Raw genomic sequence first — 20636 nt, forward strand, 5'->3', positions numbered from 1 at the left:
GGACGAAACGGGTCCACGGTTCGGCGGACGACCGCCCGGGTACCCGGTCGCGGACGCAAGACCGACGCGCACGGGCGACGGAGGGAGCGCGAGGCGATGAAGGCAGTGACGTGGCAGGGCAAGCGGGACGTGCGGGTGGAGGAGGTGCCCGACCCGAAGATCCAGGAACCGACGGACGCCGTCATCCGCGTCACGTCCTCCGGACTGTGCGGCTCCGACCTGCACCTGTACGAGGTGCTCACGCCGTTCATGACGCCGGGCGACATCCTCGGACACGAACCCATGGGCATCGTGGAAGAGGTCGGGTCCGAGGTGACCGGACTGAAGCCGGGCGACCGGGTCGTCGTCCCGTTCCAGATCGCGTGCGGGCACTGCTTCATGTGCGGCACCGGACTGCCGACCCAGTGCGAGACGACCCAGGTCACCGGCGAGGGCATGGGCGCCCCGCTGTTCGGCTACACGCGCCTGTACGGCGCCGTCCCCGGCGGCCAGGCCGAGTACCTGCGCGTGCCGCAGGCCCAGTACGGGCCGATCAAGGTGCCCGAGGGGCCGGCCGACGACCGCTTCGTCTACCTCTCCGACGTGCTGCCCACCGCCTGGCAGGCGGTCGAGTACGCCGCCGTCCCGCAGGGCGGCACCGTCGCGGTGCTCGGCCTCGGCCCGATCGGCGACATGGCCTGCCGGATCGCCCGGGCGAAGGGCGTCGCGCGGGTCTTCGGCATCGACCTGGTGCCGGAGCGGCTGCGACGAGCCCGCGAGCGGGGCGTGGAGACCTACGACCTGCGCTCCTTCGACAACGAGAAGGAACTCGTCGCGGCGATCCAGGACGAGACCGGCGGCCGCGGGCCGGACGCCGTGATCGACGCGGTCGGCACCGAGGCACACGGCAGCGCCGCCGCCAAGCTGGTGCAGCAGGCCGCCGCGGTGATGCCCCGGGCCATCGGCGGCCCGCTGGCCGAGCGGTTCAGCGTCGACCGGCTCGCCGCCCTCTACACCGCCATCGACCTGGTCCGGCGCGGCGGCACGATCTCGCTGTCCGGCGTGTACGGCGGCATGGCCGACCCGATGCCGATGCTCACCCTGTTCGACAAGCAGATCCAGCTGCGGATGGGACAGGCCAACGTACGCCGCTGGAGCGACGAGATCGTCCCGTACCTCACCGACGACGACCCCCTCGGCGTCGACGACTTCGCGACCCACCGGGTGCCGCTGACGGACGCGCCGCACGCGTACGAGATGTTCCAGAAGAAGCAGGACGGCGCGGTCAAGGTGCTCATGAAACCCTGATCCGGCGGCCTCAGGGACCGCCCAGGATCTCCGCCAGGTCGTAACGGACCGGCTCCTCCAGCTGGGCGTAGGTGCAGCTCTCCGGCGTCCGGTCCGGGCGCCACCGGCGGAAGCGGGCCGTGTGCCGGAAGCGCGCCCCGTTCTCCATGTGGTCGTACGCCACCTCCACCACCCGCTCCGGCCGCAGCGGCACCCAGGACAGGTCCTTCTTGCCCGACCAGCGGCTGGGCGCGCCGGGCAGCCGCGCCGACTCGTGCGCCGACTCCTCGGCCCACGCCGCCCACGGGTGGCCCCGGACGTCGTCCATGCGCAGCGGCTCCAGCTCCTCCACCAGTTCGGCGCGCCGCTTCATCGTGAACGCCGCGCTGACGCCCACGTGCTGGAGGGCGCCCTTGTCGTCGTAGAGGCCGAGCAGCAGGGAGCCGACCACGGGGCCGCTCTTGTGCAGGCGGTATCCGGCGACGACCACGTCCGCCGTCCGCTCGTGCTTGATCTTGTACATGGCCCGTTCGTCCTGGCGGTAGCGCAGGTCGAGCGGCTTGGCGACGACCCCGTCCAGGCCCGCCCCCTCGTACTGCTCGAACCACTGCCGGGCCACCTCGATGTCGTCCGTCGCCGGCGCCACGTGCACCGGCGGCGTCACGCCGGACAGCGACCGGACCAGCAGGGCCCGCCGGTCGGCGAGAGGCACGTCGAGGAGTGACTCGTCGTCCAGGGCCAGCAGGTCGAAGGCCACCAGCGAGGCCGGTGTCCTCTCGGCCAGCATCCGCACCCGGGAGTCCGCCGGGTGGATCCGCTCGGTCAGCGCGTCGAAGTCCAGGTGGCCCTCCCGTGCGATCACGATCTCGCCGTCCACCACGCACCGCTCGGGCAACCGCTCCCGCACCGCCGCCACCAGCTCCGGGAAGTACCTGGTCAGCGGCTTGCCCGTACGGCTGCCGAGCTCGACCTCGGCACCGTCGCGGAAGACGATCGACCGGAAGCCGTCCCACTTGGCCTCGTAGTGCATGCCCGGCGGGATCTTCGCCACGGACTTGGCGAGCATCGGCTTCACGGGCGGCATGACGGGCAGATCCATGCTCCGACTGTATGAGCGGCCCGTGTGCCCCGCCTGTTAAGCTTGCCTGGTGATCAGGTTCTACTACTTCTACATCTGATACCGCCCCGGGAGACCGGGCGCCGATGCCGCCGCGAGCAAGCGGCGTGATTCCGGCTGCCCCGCTCCGTATCGGTCACCTGTTCACTTCTTCCGATATGGCGGATCACCCATGCACCGGCGTACCTCTGACGCCCCCACCTGCCCCACCACACCTGCCACGTCCACGCCCGGCTCGGGCGCCTTCCAGGTCGTCCTGGACGACGTCGTCCGCGCCCCCGGAGGCCGGCCGCTCCTGGACGGCGTGCACCAGTCGGTGTCCCTCGGCGAGCGCGTCGGCGTCGTCGGCGAGAACGGCACCGGCAAGTCGACCCTGCTGCGCCTGCTGGCCGGCACCGACCGGCCCGACGCGGGACACGTCCGCGTCCACGCCCCGGGCGGCGCGGGCTACCTGCCGCAGACCCCCGACCTGCCCCCGGACGACACCGTCCAGGACGCCGTCGACCACGCCCTCGCCGACCTGCGGGCCCTGGAGGGCGCCCTGCGCCGGGCCGAGCAGGCGCTGACCGAGGCCGGGCCGGACGAACTCGACGGTCTGCTCGCCACCTACGGCGAGCTCCTGGAGGCCTTCGAGGCCCGCGACGGCTACGCGGCCGACGCCCGCGTCGAGTCCGCCCTGCACGGACTGGGCCTGCGCCACATCACCCCCGACCGGCGCCTCGGCAGCCTCTCGGGCGGCGAGCAGGCCCGCCTGGGCCTGGCCTGCCTGCTGGCGGCCGCACCTCAGCTCCTGTTGCTCGACGAACCGACCAACCACCTCGACGTACCGGCCGTCGAGTGGCTGGAGGAACACCTGCGCGCCCACCGCGGCAGCGTCCTGGCGGTCTCCCACGACCGCGTCTTCCTGGAACGCGTCGCCACCGCCCTGTGGGAGGTGGACGGCGAGCGCCGCACCGTGCACCGGCACGGCGGCGGCTACGCCGGATACCTGCGCGCGAAGGCGGGCGCACGGCGCCGCTGGGAACAGGAGTACGCCGACTGGCAGCGGGAGCTGGCCGAACAGCGCGTCCTGGCTCGCCGCGCCGCCGACACGATGGCCGCGGGCCCCCGGCGCCGGGCCAACGCCGACCGCGAGGGCCAGCGCCACCAGCGCAGCGTGGAGAAGCAGATCTCCGCCCGCGTGCGGCAGGCGAAGGAGCGGGTGCGGCGCCTGGAGGAGAACCCGGTGCCGCCGCCCCCGGCGCCCCTGCGCTTCCGGGTGCGGGTCGAGGGCGGCGACGCGGACCACCACGGCCCGCTGGCCGACCTGCACCGGGTGACCGTCGGCGACCGGCTCGACGTCCACGACTTCACCGTCGGCCCGGGCGAGCGCATCCTGGTCACCGGCGCGAACGGTGCCGGCAAGAGCACCCTGCTGCGGGTCCTCGCCGGCGACCTGCACCCCGACCGGGGCACGTGCGCCCGCCCCGGACGCGTCGGCTGGCTGCCCCAGGAGACCCCGGTCACCCACCCGCGGCGGACCCTGCTGGACGCCTACGCGGCCGGGCTGCCCGGCGCTCCCGCCGAGCACCGCGGGGCACTGCTGGGCCTCGGCCTGTTCCGCCTCCCCGACCTGAGGACGGCGGTCGGTGACCTGTCCACCGGGCAGCTCCGCCGGCTGGCCCTGGCCCGGCTGCTGCGCGACCCGGTGGACCTGCTGCTCCTGGACGAGCCCACCAACCACCTCTCACCCGCGCTGGTGGAGGACTTCGAGGAGGCCCTGCACCACTACGCCGGCGCCCTGGTGATGGTCTCCCACGACCGCATGGTCGCCCGGCGGTTCACCGGTCGCCGGGTCAGCATGAGCAACGGGTCACTGGCCGAGTAGCGCCCCGCGCCGCCCGGGACGTCCACCTACCCGCGGACCCCGGGCGGCCCGCCCGCCTGATGTGCGAGGTGACCCGGGTGCGCCTACCGTGGCTCGCATGGCGGAAGCGGTGGAACTGGAAGCGGGCGGACGGACCGTGCGGCTGTCCAGCCCGGGCAAGGTCTTCTTCCCCGAGGACGGCTACACCAAGCTCGACGTGGCCCGGTACTACCAGGCGGTCGCCCCCGGCATCCTGCGCGCCCTGCGCGACCGCCCCACCACTCTCCAGCGCTACCCGGACGGCATCACCGGCGAGTGGTTCTACCAGAAGCGCGCACCCAAGGGCATGCCCGACTGGATCCCCACCGCGCACATCACCTTCCCCAGCGGACGCAGCGCCGACGAGATGTGCCCCACCGAGGAGGCGGCGGTGCTGTGGGCCGCCCAGTACGGCACCCTCACCTTCCACCCCTGGCCGGTGCGCCGCGACGACGTCGACCACCCCGACGAACTGCGCATCGACCTCGACCCGCAGCCCGGCACCGACTACGACGACGCCGCCCGCGCCGCCCGCGAACTGCGCGCCGTGCTGGAGGAGTTCGGCGGGCTGCGCGGCTGGCCCAAGACCTCCGGCGGACGCGGCATCCACGTCTTCGTGCCGATCGAGCCGCGCTGGACCTTCACCCAGGTGCGGCGCGCCGCCATCGCCGTCGGACGCGAGATGGAACGGCGGATGCCCGAGCAGGTCACCATCAAGTGGTGGAAGGAGGAGCGCGGCGAGCGCATCTTCATCGACTACAACCAGACCGCCCGCGACCGCACCATCGCCTCCGCCTACTCCGTGCGGCCCCGCCCCGGCGCGCCCGTCTCCGCGCCGCTGACCTGGGACGAGGTGGGCGTCGCGCACCCGCGGGACTTCGACATCACGACCATGCCCGCGCGCTACGCCGAACTCGGCGACGTGCACGCGGGCATGGACGACACGAGGTACTCCCTCGACGCCCTGCTGGAGCTGGCGACGAAGGACGAGCACGACCACGGGCTCGGAGATCTGCCGTACCCGCCCGAGTATCCGAAGATGCCGGGGGAACCCAGCCGGGTACAGCCGAGCCGCGCGAAGAAGCCGCGCCCTCAGAAGAGCTGAGGAAGAGCTGGGCTACAGCTCCTTGATCCTCACGTCCCGGTACGACACCACGTCCGTCGTGCCGTGGACCTGGAGCCCGATGTAGCCGGAGGCGTACCGCCGCCCGTCCGTGCCCGGGTCGTCCGAGCGCGGCGGGTAGAAGGCCTGGCCGCCGGTGTTGTCGAACTCGTTGATCAGCTTGCCGTTGCGGTAGATGGAGTAGTGCTGGTCGACCACGCGGATCTCGTAGTCGTTCCAGGTGCCCTTCTCGGTCACCCCGGCGCCGGCCAGGCCCACCCGGTCGAAGCCGTAGACCGACCCCGACTTGTACATGTCGCCGGTCGGGCTGTCGAACACCTGCACCTCGTGCCCGTACTTGATGGCGACCCACTCCGGCCGGGACTCCTCCGGGTGGTCGTGGACCTGCGGGAAGCGCACGAAGACGCCGCCGTTGGTGTTCGCGGTGCCCGGCGCGTCGTCCCGCCACTGGAGCTTCAGCGAGAAGTCGCCGTACTTGCGCTCCGGGAACCACAGCATGCCCATGCCGGGCGTGCTGGTGCTGGAGGTGATCGAACCGTCCTCGTTCAGCGCGAACGAACCGCCGCCCACCTGCTGCCACTTGGCGAAGGACTCTTCGGTGCCGTCCAGGATCGCCCGGTATCCCTCGGTCTGGCCGGGCACGCCGATCTTCGACTGACGCGCGGCCTTGTTGATGGCCCGGCCCTCGCGCCGGTCGATGACGCCCTCGTCCCGCAGCGCCTCGACGACCTCGCGGACGTGCTTGAGGAACAGCTGCTGCGAGGACCAGTCCTTCTCGTCCTCGATCAGCTCGTTGATCCGGCACCGGTTGTTGGTCACCCGGTTCGGCACACCCGTGTCGACCGTGCCGACGATCACCGTGAGGCGCTCGTCGTACTCGGGGCAGGGCGGCGGCGGCACCTGGCCCGACACCACCGTGAAGCTCACGGTCAGCGGCTCGGAGGTGTTGCCCGCCTTGTCGCTCGCCCGGTAGGCCACGGTGTGCCGGCCCACCCGGTCGACGACGACCGGCCCGGTGTACGCCAGGTAGGGCCCGGCGTCCAGCGAGTACTCCACGCCGGCCACCCCGGAACCGCCCTCGTCGGTGGCGCTGACGGTCACCTTGGCGCTGCCGACGTACGCGCCGTCGGAGTCCTTGCTGCCCTCCACGGTCACACCGGTCACCGGCGCGGTGGTGTCCTCGGGGGGAGCGGCGACCACGGTGAAGGCGACGTTCTTCTCCGCCGCGGCGTTGCCCGCCTTGTCGGTGGCGCGGTAGCGCACGGTGTGCTCGCCGACCTCGTGCACCATGACGGGCGCGGTGTACGGCTGCCAGGCGCCGTCGGCACCGACGGCGTACTCGATGGTGTTGACGCCGGAACCGGTGTCGGAGGCGGTGACGGTCACCGTCGCCATGTCGATGTAGGCACCGTCCGGGTTCTGTTCACCACTGATGGTCGCCGAGGTCTCCGGCGCGGTCGTGTCGTCGGTGTCCGGGGCGGCCACGGCGAACGTGACGCTCTTCTCCTCGGCGGCGTTGCCCGCCTTGTCGAACGCCCGGTAGCGCACCGTGTGCTCGCCGACCTGGTCGACCACGACCGGCGTCGTGTACGGCTGCCAGGCGCCGTCGGCGCCGATGGCGTACTCGATGCGCTCGACGCCGGAGCCGCCCTCGTCGGTGGCGGCGAGCGTCACGGTCGCGGAGCCGACGTAGGCGCCGTCGGCGTTCTGCGTGCCGCCCACCTGCGCCGACGTCGCGGGAGCCGTGGTGTCCTCGCCACCGCCGCCCTCGGTCACCACGAGCACGCCCTTCATCTCCCCGTGGCCGGGGATCGTGCAGTGGTAGAGGTAGCGGCCGGGGGTGAGGGTGACCTCGGCGGTGTGCTTGCCGCCCTGGTCGTCGTTGGGGTTGGCCAGGATGTTCAGCTGGACGTCCTGGTTGTACTCGGGATCGCTGGTCACGAACGTCAGCGTGTGCGGCATGCCGGTGGTGTTGCCGGTCGCCTCACTGTTCTCGAAGACGATCGTGGCCGGACCCGCCACCGCCGTCTCGGGCGCCGACGTGTACTTGGTGATGTCGTTCCCGGCGGTCCAGGTGAGGACCTGGTCCGCGGCCGGGGCCTGCTCCCCGGCCCTGGGCTGCCCGGAGGCGGACGTCGCCTGCAGTCCGAGCATCATCAGCAGGCCGGCCAGCAGCGCGGCCCACATTCTTCGTTGGCGTATCACTCGGTCCCCCTCGCCAGCTGTCCGGCGGCCGGCGTCGGGCCGCCGCCCTCGTAGGTGACCCGCCACAGGGCCGACTTGGAGTCCGAGGTGAAGAAGCCGCGGCCGTAGTCCAGGACGTACAGCGCGCCGTCCGGGCCGAACTTCCAGCCCATCAGGTTCTTGATGCCGTCGTTGCCGACCGGCACGATCTTCTTCAGCGACTCCGAGTGCACCGGCAGACCGCCGTCGCCCAGCGTCTTCGGGTCCATCAGCACCGCGTTGCGCGGCTGGTCGGCGTCGTAGAAGTCACCGACGAACCACTTGCCGTCCCAGTACGCGGGCCACGCGACCTTGCTGTCGCCGGCCGCGTCGTAGCGGTAGACCGGGCCGTTCATCGCGGCCTGGCCGCCGCCCTTGAGCCAGGGCAGCTTGTAGGTGGCCTCGTCCTGCTCGTACGACGGGATCCCGTTCTCGTCGCGCGGGAAGTCGGGGGCGCCGCCCTGCGGCGAGTACCAGATGTTGTTGCCGGTCACCGGCGGCAGGTTGACCAAGCCGTCGTTGTTCGGCGACTCGTTCTTCGGGGCGTCGCAGTCGTACCAGCCCAGCGGCTTCGACGGGTCCGGCAGGTTCCGGTCCCGGTACGGCTGCTTGTTGCCCATGCAGTACGGCCATCCGCGGTTGCCCGCCTCGGTGATCGCGGCGAACGTGTCGTACTTCGCCGGACCCCACGTCGGCGACGGAGAACCGGCGTCCGGGCCGACCCAGCCCGCGTAGAGGACGTCGGTCTTCTTGTCGACGGAGATGCGCGCCGGGTTGCGGACGCCCATCACGTAGATCTCGCCGCGCGTCTTGCCGCCGCCCTCGGCTGTCTCCTTCCCGGTGAACAGGTTGCCCTCGGGGAGTGTGTACGTCCCGTCCGGCTCCGGGTGGATGCGCAGGATCTTGCCGTTGAGGTTGTTGGTGTTGCCGGCGGTGCGGCGCGCGTCGGCGAAGGAGACGCCCTTGAAGTTGGGCTCCGGGTTGTTGCCCGAGTAACCGCCGCTGAATCCGCTGGAGTTGTTGTCACCGGTGGCGATGTACAGGTTGCCCTTGGAGTCCCAGGCCATCCCGCCGCCCGCGTGGCAGCAGCTGTGGATCTGCACCGGCCACTTCAGCAGCACCTTCTCGCTGCCGAGGTCCAGCTTGTTGGCCGCCTGGTCGAGCGTGAAGCGGGAGACGCGCCGCTCGGCCATGTGGGTCTCACGGTTGATCTCGGAGTGGGGTGTGTAGTGCAGGTACACCCACCCGTTCTCCTCGAACTCCGGGTCCAGCTCGATGCCGAGCAGGCCCTCCTCGACCTTGGTCAGCTCGTCGCCGCCGCCCTTGTTGCCGAAGACGGTCAGCTCACCGGCGAGGGTGACCTCCTTCGTCTTCGGGTCCCAGACGTGGATCTCTCCCTTGCCCTTGCCGATGTCCGGGTCGTTCCAGTCGGTGACCACGGGCTGGGAGGCGTCCGCGCCGCCCCGGCCGATGTAGAGGACGCGGCCGTCGGGGGCGGTGACCAGGCCGTGCGGTTCGCCGATCTGGTCGTTCTGGCCGGGCTGGTTGGGCTCGGTCAGGCGCTCGGCCTTGTAGTTGCCGGTGATGGTCGCCTTGCAGTCGGCCTGCGCCAGCCGCGTGGTCCACAGCAGGGCGCCGCGCAGATGGGCGCGGAAGTCGGTCTCGTCGTACGACGACACCGTGCCGCCCATGCCGGTGTAGAAGGACCGGCCGCCGTCGTAGTCACGGCACCAGCTCACCGGGTGGTCCCAGCCGTTGGCGCTCGCTCCGGGCGCGTACGTCGACTCGCGCACCCGGGCCACGGTGTGGACCTCGCCGGACGGGTTCTTCTGCCAGTTCAGCCACTCGTCGGGCCGCTTCCACTCCATCGGCAGGTCCTTGGTGGCCGGATGGCGCCGGTCACCGACCTCGACGACGGCACGCTGGACCTCGGTGGGGCTGGAGGCCGCCGGGCGGGCGCCGACCAGACCGGTGAACCAGTCCGAGTACGGCTCCGCGCGGGCCGCGTCGTGGACGCCGACGAACCCGCCGCCGGCCTCCATGTACGCCTCCAGGCCCGCCTCCTGGGCCGGCGTCAGGACGTCGCCGCCGCCGGTCAGGAACACGACCGCGTTGAAGCGGCTGAGCCTCTTGTCGTTGGTGAAGACGTTGGCGTTGTCCGTGGCCTCGACCCGGAAGCGTTCCTTTGCCGGGCCGGACAGCCCGATCCGCTCGATGGCCGAGATGCCGGCGTTCACGACCGGTGACTCGTCGCCGGCCGCGGCGGACCCGTAGAAGATCAGCACCCGTACATTCGCGCCGCCCGGCGGCGACTTGATCGACATCGTTGTCAGGGACGGTTCCGGCGCCGGACGCGCACTGGCGGCCGGGCCGGCCAGCAGTCCCGCGGCGACGAAACCGGCGGTGGCGAACGCCGCCCAGCCTCTGCTTCTCGCGCTCAACCCTCTTAAGGGCATGGGCACCTCCTAGGTCACGGCAGCAGCGCCAAGGAAGCTAGACCTCTTTGCGCGGTACGCCAATAGGTATGACCGGTATCCAACAAACTTTGTCCTGAGTGTGGATAAACCAGTCGGCAGCCGGTACCGTCCCACAGGTTCATCACAGCCCATCAGGTTCACCACAGCCAAGCAGGACGATCCGACGGTCCGTTGGCTGCGTCTCCGCAAATTCCGTATCGGCGTGGGGAGTTCGGCATGGACAGGCGAGGCTTCAACCGACGCGTACTGCTGGGCGGCGCGGCCGTCGCGACATCGTTGTCCATCGCTCCGGAGACTGCGGGCGCGGCGGCCGAGGGCAAGGGGGTCACGGCGCCGACGGCACCTGCCGGAGGCGAGGTGAGACACATCAAGATGTACGCCGAGAAGCTGCCCGACGGACAGATGGGCTACGGGCTGGAGAAGGGCAAGGCGTCCATTCCCGGCCCGCTGATCGAGCTCAACGAGGGCGACACGCTGCACATCGAGTTCACGAACACGATGGACGTGCGGGCGAGCCTGCACGTCCACGGCCTGGACTACGAGATCTCCAGCGACGGCACCGCCATGAACAAGAGCGACGTCGAGCCCGGCGGCACCCGCACCTACACCTGGCGCACCCACAAGCCCGGCCGCCGCGCGGACGGCACCTGGCGGTCGGGCAGCGCGGGCTACTGGCACTACCACGACCACGTCGTCGGCACCGAGCACGGCACGGGTGGCATCCGCAAGGGCCTGTACGGCCCGGTGATCGTGCGCCGCAAGGGCGACGTACTGCCGGACGCGACCCACACGATCGTCTTCAACGACATGCTCATCAACAACCGCGACCCGCACACCGGGCCGGACTTCGAGGCCACCGTGGGCGACCGCGTCGAGATCGTGATGATCACGCACGGCGAGTACTACCACACCTTCCACATGCACGGTCACCGCTGGGCCGACAACCGCACCGGCATGCTCACCGGCCCCGACGACCCGAGCCAGGTCATCGACAACAAGATCACCGGTCCCGCGGACTCCTTCGGCTTCCAGATCATCGCGGGGGAGGGGGTGGGCGCCGGGGCGTGGATGTACCACTGCCACGTGCAGAGCCACTCCGACATGGGCATGGTGGGGCTGTTCCTGGTGAAGAAGCCGGACGGCACGATCCCCGGCTACGACCCGCACGAGCACGCGCACGGGAGCGGCGGTGGTGAGCAGACCGCCGAGGCGCCCGCGCACCAGCACTGACGGGCCCGGCGGACGGTGACGAGAGCGCTCTCTCCCGTCCGGTGGCTGCGGCTATCCTGGCCGCAGCCACCGACGAGGAGCCCAGAAGTGACCGACACAGCGCCACGTCCCACGCTGGAGGCCGTGGCCGAGCGGGCCGGGGTCTCGCGGGCCACCGTCTCCCGGGTGGTCAACGGGGCGCACGGGGTGCGCGAGGCGCTGGCCGAGCGGGTCCGGCGCGCGGTGGAGGAGCTGGGATACGTGCCCAACCAGGCCGCCCGCTCCCTCGTGACCAGACGCCACGACGCCGTCGCCGTGGTCGCCGCCGAGCCGGAGACCCGGGTCTTCGCCGACCCGTACTTCGCCCAGCAACTCCGCGGCATCAGCAAGGAGCTGACCGCCCACGACAGCCAGCTGGTGCTGCTGCTCACCGAGGGCCGCGAGGACCACGCGCGCGTCGGCCGCTACCTGGCCGGCGGCCATGTCGACGGCGCGCTGGTCTTCTCCCTGCACCTCGACGACCCGCTGCCCGGCCTCGTCCTCGGCGCCGGTGTGCCGACTGTGTTCGGCGGGCGCCCCGGCTGGGACGACGGCCGGGACGGCGTGGCCTACGTCGACAGCGACAACCGCGGCGGCGCCCGCGACGCCGTGCGCCACCTCGCCGGCCTCGGCCGCAACCGCATCGCGCACATCACCGGTCCGCTCGACCAGACCTCCGCCGCCGACCGGCTGGCCGGCTTCCGCGACGTGCGGGCGGACACCGACGAGGGGCTGGTCGCGCGCGGGGACTTCACCTCGGGCGGCGGAGAGCGGGCGATGCGGGAACTGCTGGAGCGCCGCCCCGACCTGGACGCCGTGTTCGCCGCCAACGACCTCACCGCGGCGGGCGCCCTCAGGGTGCTGCGCGAGCGCGGCCGCCGGGTGCCGGACGACGTGGCCGTGGTCGGCTTCGACGACATGCTGCCGGTCGCCGAGGAGACCGACCCGCCACTGACCACGGTCCGTCAGGACATCGAGGAGATGGGCCGGCTGATGGCCCGCCTGCTGCTGCGCGGCCTGGACCGGGACCCGGGTGCCGGGCACACCGCGCCGTCCCCGGCGGTCACACCGTCGGGAGTCGTGCTGCCGACCACCCTGGTCCGCCGCGCGAGCGCGTGAGGCGGCGTGGACGCACCGCCACTCGCTACTCGCCTCCGCGCGCCGCCGTGCACCCTGGCGCGGGACGGAGGACCATCGGGTCGGCCGGGGGCCCGCGGAGCGGTGTTGATCCCGCGTTGATCGAACGTTTTTCGCCGCCCGGCACGCTCCTGCCATGCACATCGAAACCACCGCGACGCCCGACCTCGCCTGGCAGCAGGAGGCGTTGTGCGCACAGACCGGGGGCGACTTCTTCTTCCCCGAGCCCGGCAGCTCCGTACGCGACGCCAAGCGGATCTGCGCCCTGTGCCCGATCCGCACGGTCTGCCTGGAGTACGCGCTGAGCAACGACGAGCGGTTCGGCGTGTGGGGCGGACTGTCGGAGAAGGAGCGGCTGGCCCTGCGGCGCGGATAATTCGCTGGGTCCCGCGTGTCACGGCAGGCACAATCCCCACATGTCGCCGACCTCCGCGCAGCACGAGACCGAAAGCCTGCTGCACGCCCTCGACCCGCTCGACCACCCGCGTCGCATGCGGGAACTCGTCAGCCGTGCGCGGCAGTGGACCGCCCCACGGCCCGTGCTGGCCGAACTGGAACGGCGTGGAGCCCACGGGCGCGGGCTCGCCGTGATCGCCGCGTCCGCCACGGGCGACGCCGGGTGGATCGCGGACCGCATCGCCGACACCGACCCGTACGTGCGCGGTCACGCTCTGCGGGTCGCCCACGGCCCGCGCACACCGGACGCGGCCTTCGAGGCGGCGCTCGCCGACGCGCCCGAGGCGGCCCGCCGGGACCTGCTGCGCGCGATCGTGGCCGACCGCCGCGCCGCCCTCGCCGACCGGCTGGTCGAAGGGGTCCGGCGCGACTGGGGCGACACCGAGGCGGCCCGCCTGCTGCCGGGCTGCACCGCTCCGGTGGTGGCGCGGCTGCTGCCCGGCCTGCTGCACGCCGTCCGGGCGTGGCGCGCGCTCGCCACCCGGCACCCCACGACACTGCTGGACGTCCTCGAGCAGGAACTGACCGGGCTGCCCGAGGCGTTGCGCGACACCTGGTGGCACCGGTACGCGCAGGCCGTGACGGCGCTGACCCCTTTCGATCCGGCGCGCGTGCTCGGGCTGCTGGACCGCCACGGACCGGGCCGGCTGCCCTACGGACTGCGCCCCCACCTCCCCGCCTTCGCCGCCGCCGACCCGCGACGCGTACTGCGGCTGCTGCTCACACCCGCGTGGTCGGACGTCGCCGGCGTCCACCGGATGGGGCGCACGGCACTGTACCGGCTGACCCGCACCGACTCGCCGGAACTCGTCGCCTACGGCAGGACCCGGCTGCCGTACGGCGACTTCCCGCGGCTGCTGAAGGCGCTCCCGCCCGCCCGGCGCCATGCCCTGTACACGGCCGTCCGGGAGGGGCGCGGAGCCGCGGAGGCCGCCGTCGACACCGGCCTGCTGGAGGCGCTGCCCCGCCGGCACGCGATACCGGAGGCCCGTGAGACCGCGGCCCGCGCGCGTGAGCGGGGGGCCTCCGCGATCGCGGTCCTCACCGCCGAGTCCTTCCTGCCCGTGGCCGAGGTCCGCGACCGGCTGCTGGCAGCCACCGGGCGACCGGACGCCGAGGACCGTAGCCGGGCCTGGTCGCTGCTGATCGGCAACGCCGCACGCTCCGGCGACCCGGCCGCCGTCACCGCCGTCCTGCGGGACATGGCACGGCTGCGCAACGAACAGGACCCGGTGCGATCCGCCGCCCTGCGGGCGCTGGCCGGCACCCGCGCCGCGCTGTTCACCGAGGAGTCCGCCGAACACCTGGACCGCGTCGCCACCGACGCCGTCGAGGCGCGCGACTGTTCCGCCGGCACCCGCCGACCGCTGATCTCCCTGGCGCTCGCCGTGCTGGCCGAGCACGCGGCGACGGGCCCGCACGCCCTGGTCGACTGGTCGCTGCGCGCCCTGGTCCGCCTGTCCGAGAGCACCGGCCGTGTGGAACTGGGCCGCCTCGACCGCACCCTGCGGCGCGGTCAGGAACGGCTGGTGTTCGAGGCCATGCGGCCGTGGCTGGAGGCCCGCGCCTCGAAGGGCGACCACGGCCCGGTCCTCGCCTTCGCCGAGTCCGTCGGCCGACGTGCGCATGACATGACCGACTTGCAGGAACTGCTCTGGCGGGCCTTCCGCGACGGCGACGTCACGGCCGCGAGCGGCGCGCTGCTCGCGTGGCTCGAGCCGGTCCGCACCCGCGACGAACGGGTGGCGCGCGTGCTGGCCCACGACCCGTCGGCGGTCGACCTGCCGGTGGTGTGGCGGCTGCTCGCGCGGCGCCGCACCGATCTGCTCGGCGCGGTGCTCGCCGACACCCCGCCGCACGGCCGGTTCCTGCCCGAGGGCAGGCCGCTCACCGTGTGGGTGGAGGCCGCGGACGTAAGGCGCTGGGTACCGCGGCAGCAGGCGCGCTTGCTGCGGCGCCTGTCGGCCCAGGCCGCGGACACCTCGCTGCCGCGCCAGGAGCGCGCCGAGGCCGTCACCGAGGCCGCCGGGGTGCCCGACGGCGGTGCCGACGTCGCACGCCGCTGGACCGCGTCGCCCGACGTCGAGATCGCCGAGGCCGCGCTCGCCGCCCTCGCCCGCACCGACCGGGCCGCCGAGGTCCTGCCCGAACTGCTCGCCCACGCCGGCGGCGACCGGGCCCGCGTCGCCGTGTACGCCGCCACCCAGGCGTCCCGGCACGTGCCGCCGTCGCGACTCGCCGGCCACCTGCGGGACGTACTGCGGGCACCGGACGCCAAGGTGACCAGCCGCAAGGAGGCGGTCCGGCTCGCCGCCGCCAGGCTTCCCGGGCCGGAAGCGGCCGCCCTGGTCACCGAGGTGTACGCCCGCCCGGGCGCCCACCCCGACGTACGCGCCGCCTGTGTCGCGTCCGCCGGCGCGCTGCTCGGGCACGAGGAGGTCTGGGAGCTGCTGGGCGACGCCGCGGCCGGTGCGCCGGTCCTGCGGACGGCGGTGCTGCGGGTCCTGCCGCTGGACCTGCCGGAGCACCACCGCGCCCGGTACGCGCAGCTGGTGCGTTCGGTCGCCGCCACCGACGACACCGCGACCGCCCTCAGCGCCTTCCGGGCGCTGGCCCGCTGGACCCCGTGGGCGGCCGAGGCGCCAGGGGTGCTCGTCGAGGCGCTCACGGACCTCTCGAACCGCGAGACGTGGCACGGTGCGGCGAGTGCCCTGACGGAAGCGGCGTCCGCTTCGCCGCACGGACTGGCCGGACTGCTGGACGCGCTGCGCACGCTGGCCGGCTCGTCCGCCGACGAGGACGACGACGCCGGGGAGCGCCGTGACCGCCCGGCACGGCAGCGTGTGGCGGCGCTCGTCGAGCAGCCCGGCGGGTCCGGCCCCGGCACCGGGGCCGCCCGCCGGCCGGCCGCGCTGGCGGCAGCCGAACTCCTCGGCGGGTACGACGCCTACGCCGCGCAGGCCGCCGGGCTCGCGGCGGCCTGCGCCGACCTGGCCGCCGTACCGCCGTGTCTGGACCGGGTGACCGCCCTGGCGGGTCCCGGCCGACCCGCGCTCGCCGCACGGGTCGCCGACACGGTGCGCGACCGGCTGGAGAGCCGGGGAGAGGCCGTGGACCCCGAGACCCTGCACGCCGAGGCCGTCGCCCTGGCCGGCCACGGCGGACACGCCGAGGGACTGATGGCCGTCGCGGTCACCGGCGCGCTGGGCGGCCGAGAGGACTGGCCGCGGCCGTGGCGCGCACTGCTGCGGACCCTGCGCCGCCACCCGGTCGCCGACGTACGGGACGCGTCACTGGAGGAGACGACGGCCTACGAGTGACGTCGGCCGGCGGGAAGGCGGCCGGGGCCGGCTCAGCACCGGGTGGTGGGCGCGGGTCAGTGTGCCGCGCGGGCCGCCATCCGGGCCTTGCGTGCCGCCAGCTTCTCGTCGAACTTGGCGGCCTCCGAGTCCAGGCCGCCCATGAACAGCCCCAGTTCCTCCTGGGCCTGCTGCCCCTCGGGGCCCAGCCCGTCGATCTCCATGATCTTCAGGAAGCGCAGCACGGGCTGGATCACGTCGTCGTGGTGGATGCGCAGGTTGTAGACCTCGCCGATCGCCATCTGCGCGGCGGCCCGCTCGAAGCCCGGGATGCCGTGTCCGGGCATCCGGAAGTTCACGACCACGTCCCGCACCGCCTGCATGGTGAGGTCGGGCGCGAGCTCGAAGGCGGCCTTGAGCAGGTTCCGGTAGAAGACCATGTGCAGGTTCTCGTCGGTCGCGATGCGGGCCAGCATGCGGTCGCAGATCGGGTCGCCCGACTGGTGACCGGTGTTGCGGTGCGAGATGCGCGTGGCCAGCTCCTGGAAGGCGACGTAGGCCACCGAGTGGAGCATCGAGTGCCGGTTGTCCGACTCGAAGCCCTCGCTCATGTGGGACATGCGGAACTGCTCCAGCTTGTCCGGGTCGACGGCCCGGGAGGTGAGCAGGTAGTCCCGCATGACGATGCCGTGCCGGCCCTCCTCGGCGGTCCAGCGGTGCACCCAGGTGCCCCAGGCGCCGTCGCGGCCGAAGAGGCTGGCGATCTCGTGGTGGTAGCTGGGGAGGTTGTCCTCCGTCAGCAGGTTCACCACGAGGGCGATGCGCCCGATCTCGGTGACCTTCGACTGGTCCTTCTCCCAGGCCTCGCCGTCCTCGAAGAGGCCCGGGAAGTTCCGGCCGTCGGTCCACGGCACGTACTCGTGCGGCATCCAGTCCTTGGCGACCTTCAGATGCCGGTTCAGTTCCCTCTCGACCACTTCCTCCAGCGCGTACAGCAGCCGGGCGTCGGTCCATTCGGCGGAACTGCCGAGGTGCGGGGAGACGATCGTCACGGAGAACTCCAGGGGACGTGCGACAAACAGACCGGAAGAGCAACCGGCGAGCGGGCCGGTGGACGGAACCTACGGGATCGTAGGCTACGAAACCGTAGGTTACGAGGGCGTAGGTTAAACGCACCGTAAAGGCCGCTGATCAGCACCCGTTCAGCAGGGCTTGCGAAGACCCCGAGACCCGCAGGTCCCGGGGCCGGACGGGTGACGTGCCCGTCCCTCAGGCGTACAGCTCCCGCAGCCGGACCGAGAGGCACGTCACACAGCCTTCGAGCTTCTCGAACTCGCCGATGTCCACGATCACCGGCTCGTGGCCGAGGTCGGCGAGCAGCTCCGCCGTCTTCGGCGCGCTCGCCGCCATCAGCAGCCTCCCGCCCCCGAGCAGCACCACGTGCGCCCCCGACTCCTCCGGCACCGGCAGGAACCGGGGGAACAGCGACGGCACGTCCGTCATCGGGATGTGCCCGATCACCGTCCCGTCCGGCAGCGCGGTCACCGCCGACTTCAGGTGCAGCACCCGGCTCACCGGCACGGCGACCACCCGGGCGCCCAGCGGCTCGAACGCCGCCCGCAACTGCTGGACCCCGGCCGCGTTGGTCCGCCCGCCCCTCCCCACGTAGACCGTGTCACCGATCTTCAGCACGTCGCCGCCGTCCAGCGTGCCCGGCTCCCAGATCCAGTTGACCGAGCAGCCCAGCCGCGCCACGGCCTCCTCGACACCCGGGGTCTCCGCCCGCCGCGACTCGGCGCCGGGCCGCGTGATCAGGGCGACGTTCCTGTACATGACGACGGTGTCCTCGACGAACACCGAGTCCGGGCAGTCGTCGGCCGGGTCCACCTCCAGCGTCTCCCAGCCGTGCGCGCCCAGCGCCTCGACGTACGCCTCCCACTGCTCGACGGCGAGGCCGTGATCGACCCGTTCGCGTTCGACGTGGGTGACCAGCCCCTCGGCGAGGCGGGGGCTCGGGCGGCGGACGAGGGCCTTCTTGCTGGGCACGAGGGGTTCTCCGGGGTCTCCGAATCGACGCTGGCTGCTCCGGCGCCGGTTGGCCATCATGCAGGGCGGCCCCGCGCGGACGGAACCCCCGTCAGCGCCCCGTGGCCCTCCTCAGGTGCTCCGCCGTGCTGGAGTCCCGGGCGGTGAGCAGCTCGCGCGGGGTGCCCTCGAAGAGCACTCGGCCGCCGTCCCGGCCCCCGTCCGGGCCGAGGTCGATCACGCGGTCGGCGTGCGCGACCACGTCCAGGTTGTGCTCGACGACCACGACCGTGTTGCCGGTGTCGACCAGCCGGTCCAACAGGCCGAGCAGCCCCTCGACGTCCGACATGTGCAGCCCCGTCGTCGGTTCGTCCAGGACGTACACGGCGCCGGTGCGGTGCAGCCGCGTCGCCAGCTTGATCCGCTGCCGCTCACCGCCGGAGAGCGTGGACAGCGGCTGTCCGAGCGTGAGGTAGGTCAGGCCGACGTCGTGCAGGGCACGCAGCCGCCGCCGTACACCGGTGTCCGGGAAGAAGTCCAGGGCCTGCTCGGCGGTCATCCCCAGCACGTCGGCGATGGAGCTGCCGCCGACGGTCAGTCGCAGCACCTCCTGACGGAAGCGCCGGCCCTCGCAGTCGCCGCAGACGGTCGTCACCGGATCCATGAAGGCCAGGTCGGTGGAGATGATCCCGCGCCCCTCGCAGGTTCCGCAGGCACCCGCCGAGTTGAAGCTGAAGCAGCCGGCCTCGGCGCCCGTCTCCCGCGCGAAGATCTTCCGCACCGTGTCCATGATCCCGAGGTACGTCGCCGGAGTGGAGCGCGCCGAGACGCCGATCGCCGACTGGTCGACGACCACCGTGTCCGGGTGCCGGTCGACCAGCTCCGCGACCAGCGTGCTCTTGCCCGACCCGGCGACCCCCGTGACCGCCGTCAGCACACCGGTCGGGAAGGCCACCGTTACGTCCCGCAGGTTGTGCCGCTCGGCGCCCTTCACCCACAGCTCACCGGTCGGCGTCCGCGGTCGCGCCTTCACCGTCGTACGGCGTCGGAGGCAGCGGCCGGTGAGCGTGTCCGCCGCGGCCAGCTCGCCCGGCGTCCCCTCGAACACCACCCGGCCGCCGCCCGCGCCCGCCCGCGGGCCCATGTCGACCACGTGGTCGGCCAGCGCGACGACGTCCGGGTCGTGCTCGACGACCAGCACGGTGTTGCCCTTGTCGCGCAGCCGCAGCAGCAGGTCGCCGAGGCGCCCGACGTCGCGCGGGTGCAGCCCGACGCTGGGTTCGTCGAAGATGTACGTCATCCCGGTCAGGCTGGAGCCCAGGTGCCGCACGGTCTTCAGCCGCTGTCCCTCGCCGCCGGAGAGGGTGGCGGTCTCCCGGTCGAGGCTGAGGTAGCCGAGGCCGATCGCCTCGATCCGCTCCAGCGCGGCGACGGCGGCCCCGGCGACCGGCCGGGCCACCGGGTCGTCGATCCGTTTCAGTACGGAGATGAGGTCGGTGACCTGCATGCGGGAGCAGTCGGCGATGGAGTGCCCCTCGATCCGGGACGCGAGCGCCGCCGCGTTGAGCCGGGCGCCGCCGCAGTCGGGGCACTCGCCCTCGATCAGGAACTCCCGCACCAGGTTCCGGGTCTTCTCGCTCATCGCCGACAGGTCCCGCTTCAGGTACAGCCGCTCGAAGCGGTCGGCGAGCCCTTCGTACTCGGTGGTCCAGGTGCCGCCCGTGCCGTTCACGGTGACCTTGCTGCCGGGCCGCCCGCGCATCAGGAACGCCCGCTCGCCGTCCGTGAAGTCGCCGACGGGTTTGTCCGGGTTCAGCTCGTCGGTGTTGGTGTACGCCTGCCCCTGCCAGGTCCCCGCGGCGAACGGCGGGAAGCGGACCGCCCCGTCGGCCAGCGACCGGGCCGGGTCGAGGATGCGGTCCCAGTCGGGACGCACCGTGCGGCCCAGGCCGTCGCAGCCCGGGCACATGCCCGACGGGTCGTTGAACGAGTACGCCGTCGCCGTTCCGGCACTGGGCGTGCCGTGCCGGGAGAACAGCACGCGCAGGGCCGAGTGGATGTCGGTCATGGTGCCGACGGTGGAGCGGGAGTGGCCGCCGACCGGCCGCTGGTCGACGACGATCGCGGGGGAGAGGTCCTCCAGGGCGTCCGCGTGGGGGCGCTCGTACTTGGGCAGCCGGTTGCGCACGAACCAGGTGAACGTCTCGTTCAGCTGGCGCTGCGACTCGACCGCGATCGTGTCGAACACGACCGACGACTTCCCCGATCCCGAAACGCCGGTGAACACGGTCAGCCGGCCCTTCGGGATGCGGAGGGCGACGTCCTGGAGGTTGTTCTCCCTGGCTCCGGTGATGGTGATGAACTCGCTCATGCGGGTGAC

General features: G+C 72.6%; 13 protein-coding genes. 7 read left to right on the forward strand and 6 right to left on the reverse strand.

Annotated elements, in window-relative coordinates; all coding sequences use genetic code 11:
* Nucleotides 1-96 precede the first annotated feature (96 nt).
* The gene (locus tag AMK11_RS17195; RefSeq protein WP_073728048.1) at nt 97-1287 is read left to right on the forward strand and encodes a zinc-dependent alcohol dehydrogenase; all 1191 of its coding nucleotides are present in this window, start codon (nt 97-99) and stop codon (nt 1285-1287) included.
* Nucleotides 1288-1297: 10 nt separating this feature from the next.
* Here the strand turns inward: AMK11_RS17195 and AMK11_RS17200 are convergent, their stop codons facing one another.
* Entirely contained in the window at nt 1298-2365 is a 1068-nt protein-coding gene (locus AMK11_RS17200; RefSeq protein ID WP_073728050.1) for an ATP-dependent DNA ligase, read from the reverse strand.
* A 190-nt stretch (nt 2366-2555) separates the two neighbouring features.
* Here AMK11_RS17200 and AMK11_RS17205 point away from each other — a divergent pair, with 190 nt between their 5' ends.
* Both AMK11_RS17205 and ligD read left to right on the forward strand, forming a co-directional pair.
* Nucleotides 2556-4250, forward strand: a complete 1695-nt coding sequence (locus tag AMK11_RS17205) for a TlrC/CarA/OleB/SrmB family ABC-F type ribosomal protection protein (RefSeq protein WP_079187507.1) — start codon at nt 2556-2558, stop codon at nt 4248-4250.
* A 97-nt stretch (nt 4251-4347) separates the two neighbouring features.
* Complete coding sequence (gene ligD, locus AMK11_RS17210) at nt 4348-5373, forward strand: non-homologous end-joining DNA ligase (protein ID WP_073728052.1); 1026 nt, start codon at nt 4348-4350, stop codon at nt 5371-5373.
* A gap of 12 nt (nt 5374-5385) precedes the next feature.
* On the opposite strand, the gene AMK11_RS17215 is transcribed toward ligD, so the two are convergent.
* Both AMK11_RS17215 and AMK11_RS17220 read right to left on the reverse strand, forming a co-directional pair.
* Nucleotides 5386-7578 (reverse strand): OmpL47-type beta-barrel domain-containing protein, encoded by a 2193-nt coding sequence (locus AMK11_RS17215; protein ID WP_073728054.1) that lies wholly within the window; start codon nt 7576-7578, stop codon nt 5386-5388.
* Between the two features lie 14 nt (nt 7579-7592).
* Complete coding sequence (locus AMK11_RS17220) at nt 7593-10070, reverse strand: ThuA domain-containing protein (RefSeq protein WP_198941389.1); 2478 nt, start codon at nt 10068-10070, stop codon at nt 7593-7595.
* 237 nt (nt 10071-10307) lie between these two features.
* On the opposite strand from AMK11_RS17220, the gene AMK11_RS17225 reads away from it, so the two are divergent.
* The 4 genes from AMK11_RS17225 (at nt 10308) to AMK11_RS17240 (ending at nt 16252) form a co-directional block, all read left to right on the forward strand.
* Entirely contained in the window at nt 10308-11321 is a 1014-nt protein-coding gene (locus AMK11_RS17225; RefSeq protein ID WP_073728058.1) for a multicopper oxidase domain-containing protein, read from the forward strand.
* Nucleotides 11322-11408: 87 nt separating this feature from the next.
* On the forward strand, nt 11409-12458 hold the full coding sequence (locus AMK11_RS17230) for a LacI family DNA-binding transcriptional regulator (protein ID WP_073728060.1): 1050 nt from the start codon (nt 11409-11411) through the stop codon (nt 12456-12458).
* A gap of 154 nt (nt 12459-12612) precedes the next feature.
* A complete protein-coding gene (locus AMK11_RS17235) occupies nt 12613-12852 on the forward strand; it encodes a WhiB family transcriptional regulator (RefSeq protein WP_073728062.1) in 240 nt (79 codons plus the stop codon).
* A gap of 40 nt (nt 12853-12892) precedes the next feature.
* Nucleotides 12893-16252, forward strand: a complete 3360-nt coding sequence (locus AMK11_RS17240; protein WP_073728064.1) for a hypothetical protein — start codon at nt 12893-12895, stop codon at nt 16250-16252.
* Nucleotides 16253-16308: 56 nt separating this feature from the next.
* Here AMK11_RS17240 and AMK11_RS17245 read toward each other — a convergent pair whose 3' ends face one another.
* The 3 genes from AMK11_RS17245 to AMK11_RS17255 all read right to left on the reverse strand — a co-directional run bounded on the left by AMK11_RS17245 (nt 16309) and on the right by AMK11_RS17255 (nt 20627).
* Nucleotides 16309-17283, reverse strand: a complete 975-nt coding sequence (locus tag AMK11_RS17245; protein WP_073728066.1) for an acyl-ACP desaturase — start codon at nt 17281-17283, stop codon at nt 16309-16311.
* A 217-nt stretch (nt 17284-17500) separates the two neighbouring features.
* On the reverse strand, nt 17501-18277 hold the full coding sequence (gene ddaH / locus AMK11_RS17250) for a dimethylargininase (RefSeq protein WP_073728068.1): 777 nt from the start codon (nt 18275-18277) through the stop codon (nt 17501-17503).
* Nucleotides 18278-18368: 91 nt separating this feature from the next.
* Nucleotides 18369-20627, reverse strand: a complete 2259-nt coding sequence (locus AMK11_RS17255; protein ID WP_073728070.1) for an ATP-binding cassette domain-containing protein — start codon at nt 20625-20627, stop codon at nt 18369-18371.
* Nucleotides 20628-20636: the final 9 nt, after the last annotated feature.

This window comes from Streptomyces sp. CB02414 (genome assembly GCF_001905385.1).
GTDB lineage: Bacteria > Actinomycetota > Actinomycetes > Streptomycetales > Streptomycetaceae > Streptomyces.

Coding starts and splice junctions, on each gene's coding strand:
- ligD (WP_073728052.1), top strand. CDS start 4,348: ATGGCGGAAGCGGTGGAACTGGAAGCGGGCGGACGGACCGTGCGGCTG.
- AMK11_RS17220 (WP_198941389.1), bottom strand. CDS start 10,070: ATGCCCTTAAGAGGGTTGAGCGCGAGAAGCAGAGGCTGGGCGGCGTTC.
- AMK11_RS17255 (WP_073728070.1), bottom strand. CDS start 20,627: ATGAGCGAGTTCATCACCATCACCGGAGCCAGGGAGAACAACCTCCAG.
- AMK11_RS17240 (WP_073728064.1), top strand. CDS start 12,893: ATGTCGCCGACCTCCGCGCAGCACGAGACCGAAAGCCTGCTGCACGCC.
- AMK11_RS17225 (WP_073728058.1), top strand. CDS start 10,308: ATGGACAGGCGAGGCTTCAACCGACGCGTACTGCTGGGCGGCGCGGCC.
- AMK11_RS17200 (WP_073728050.1), bottom strand. CDS start 2,365: ATGGATCTGCCCGTCATGCCGCCCGTGAAGCCGATGCTCGCCAAGTCC.
- AMK11_RS17215 (WP_073728054.1), bottom strand. CDS start 7,578: ATGTGGGCCGCGCTGCTGGCCGGCCTGCTGATGATGCTCGGACTGCAG.
- AMK11_RS17195 (WP_073728048.1), top strand. CDS start 97: ATGAAGGCAGTGACGTGGCAGGGCAAGCGGGACGTGCGGGTGGAGGAG.
- AMK11_RS17205 (WP_079187507.1), top strand. CDS start 2,556: ATGCACCGGCGTACCTCTGACGCCCCCACCTGCCCCACCACACCTGCC.
- AMK11_RS17235 (WP_073728062.1), top strand. CDS start 12,613: ATGCACATCGAAACCACCGCGACGCCCGACCTCGCCTGGCAGCAGGAG.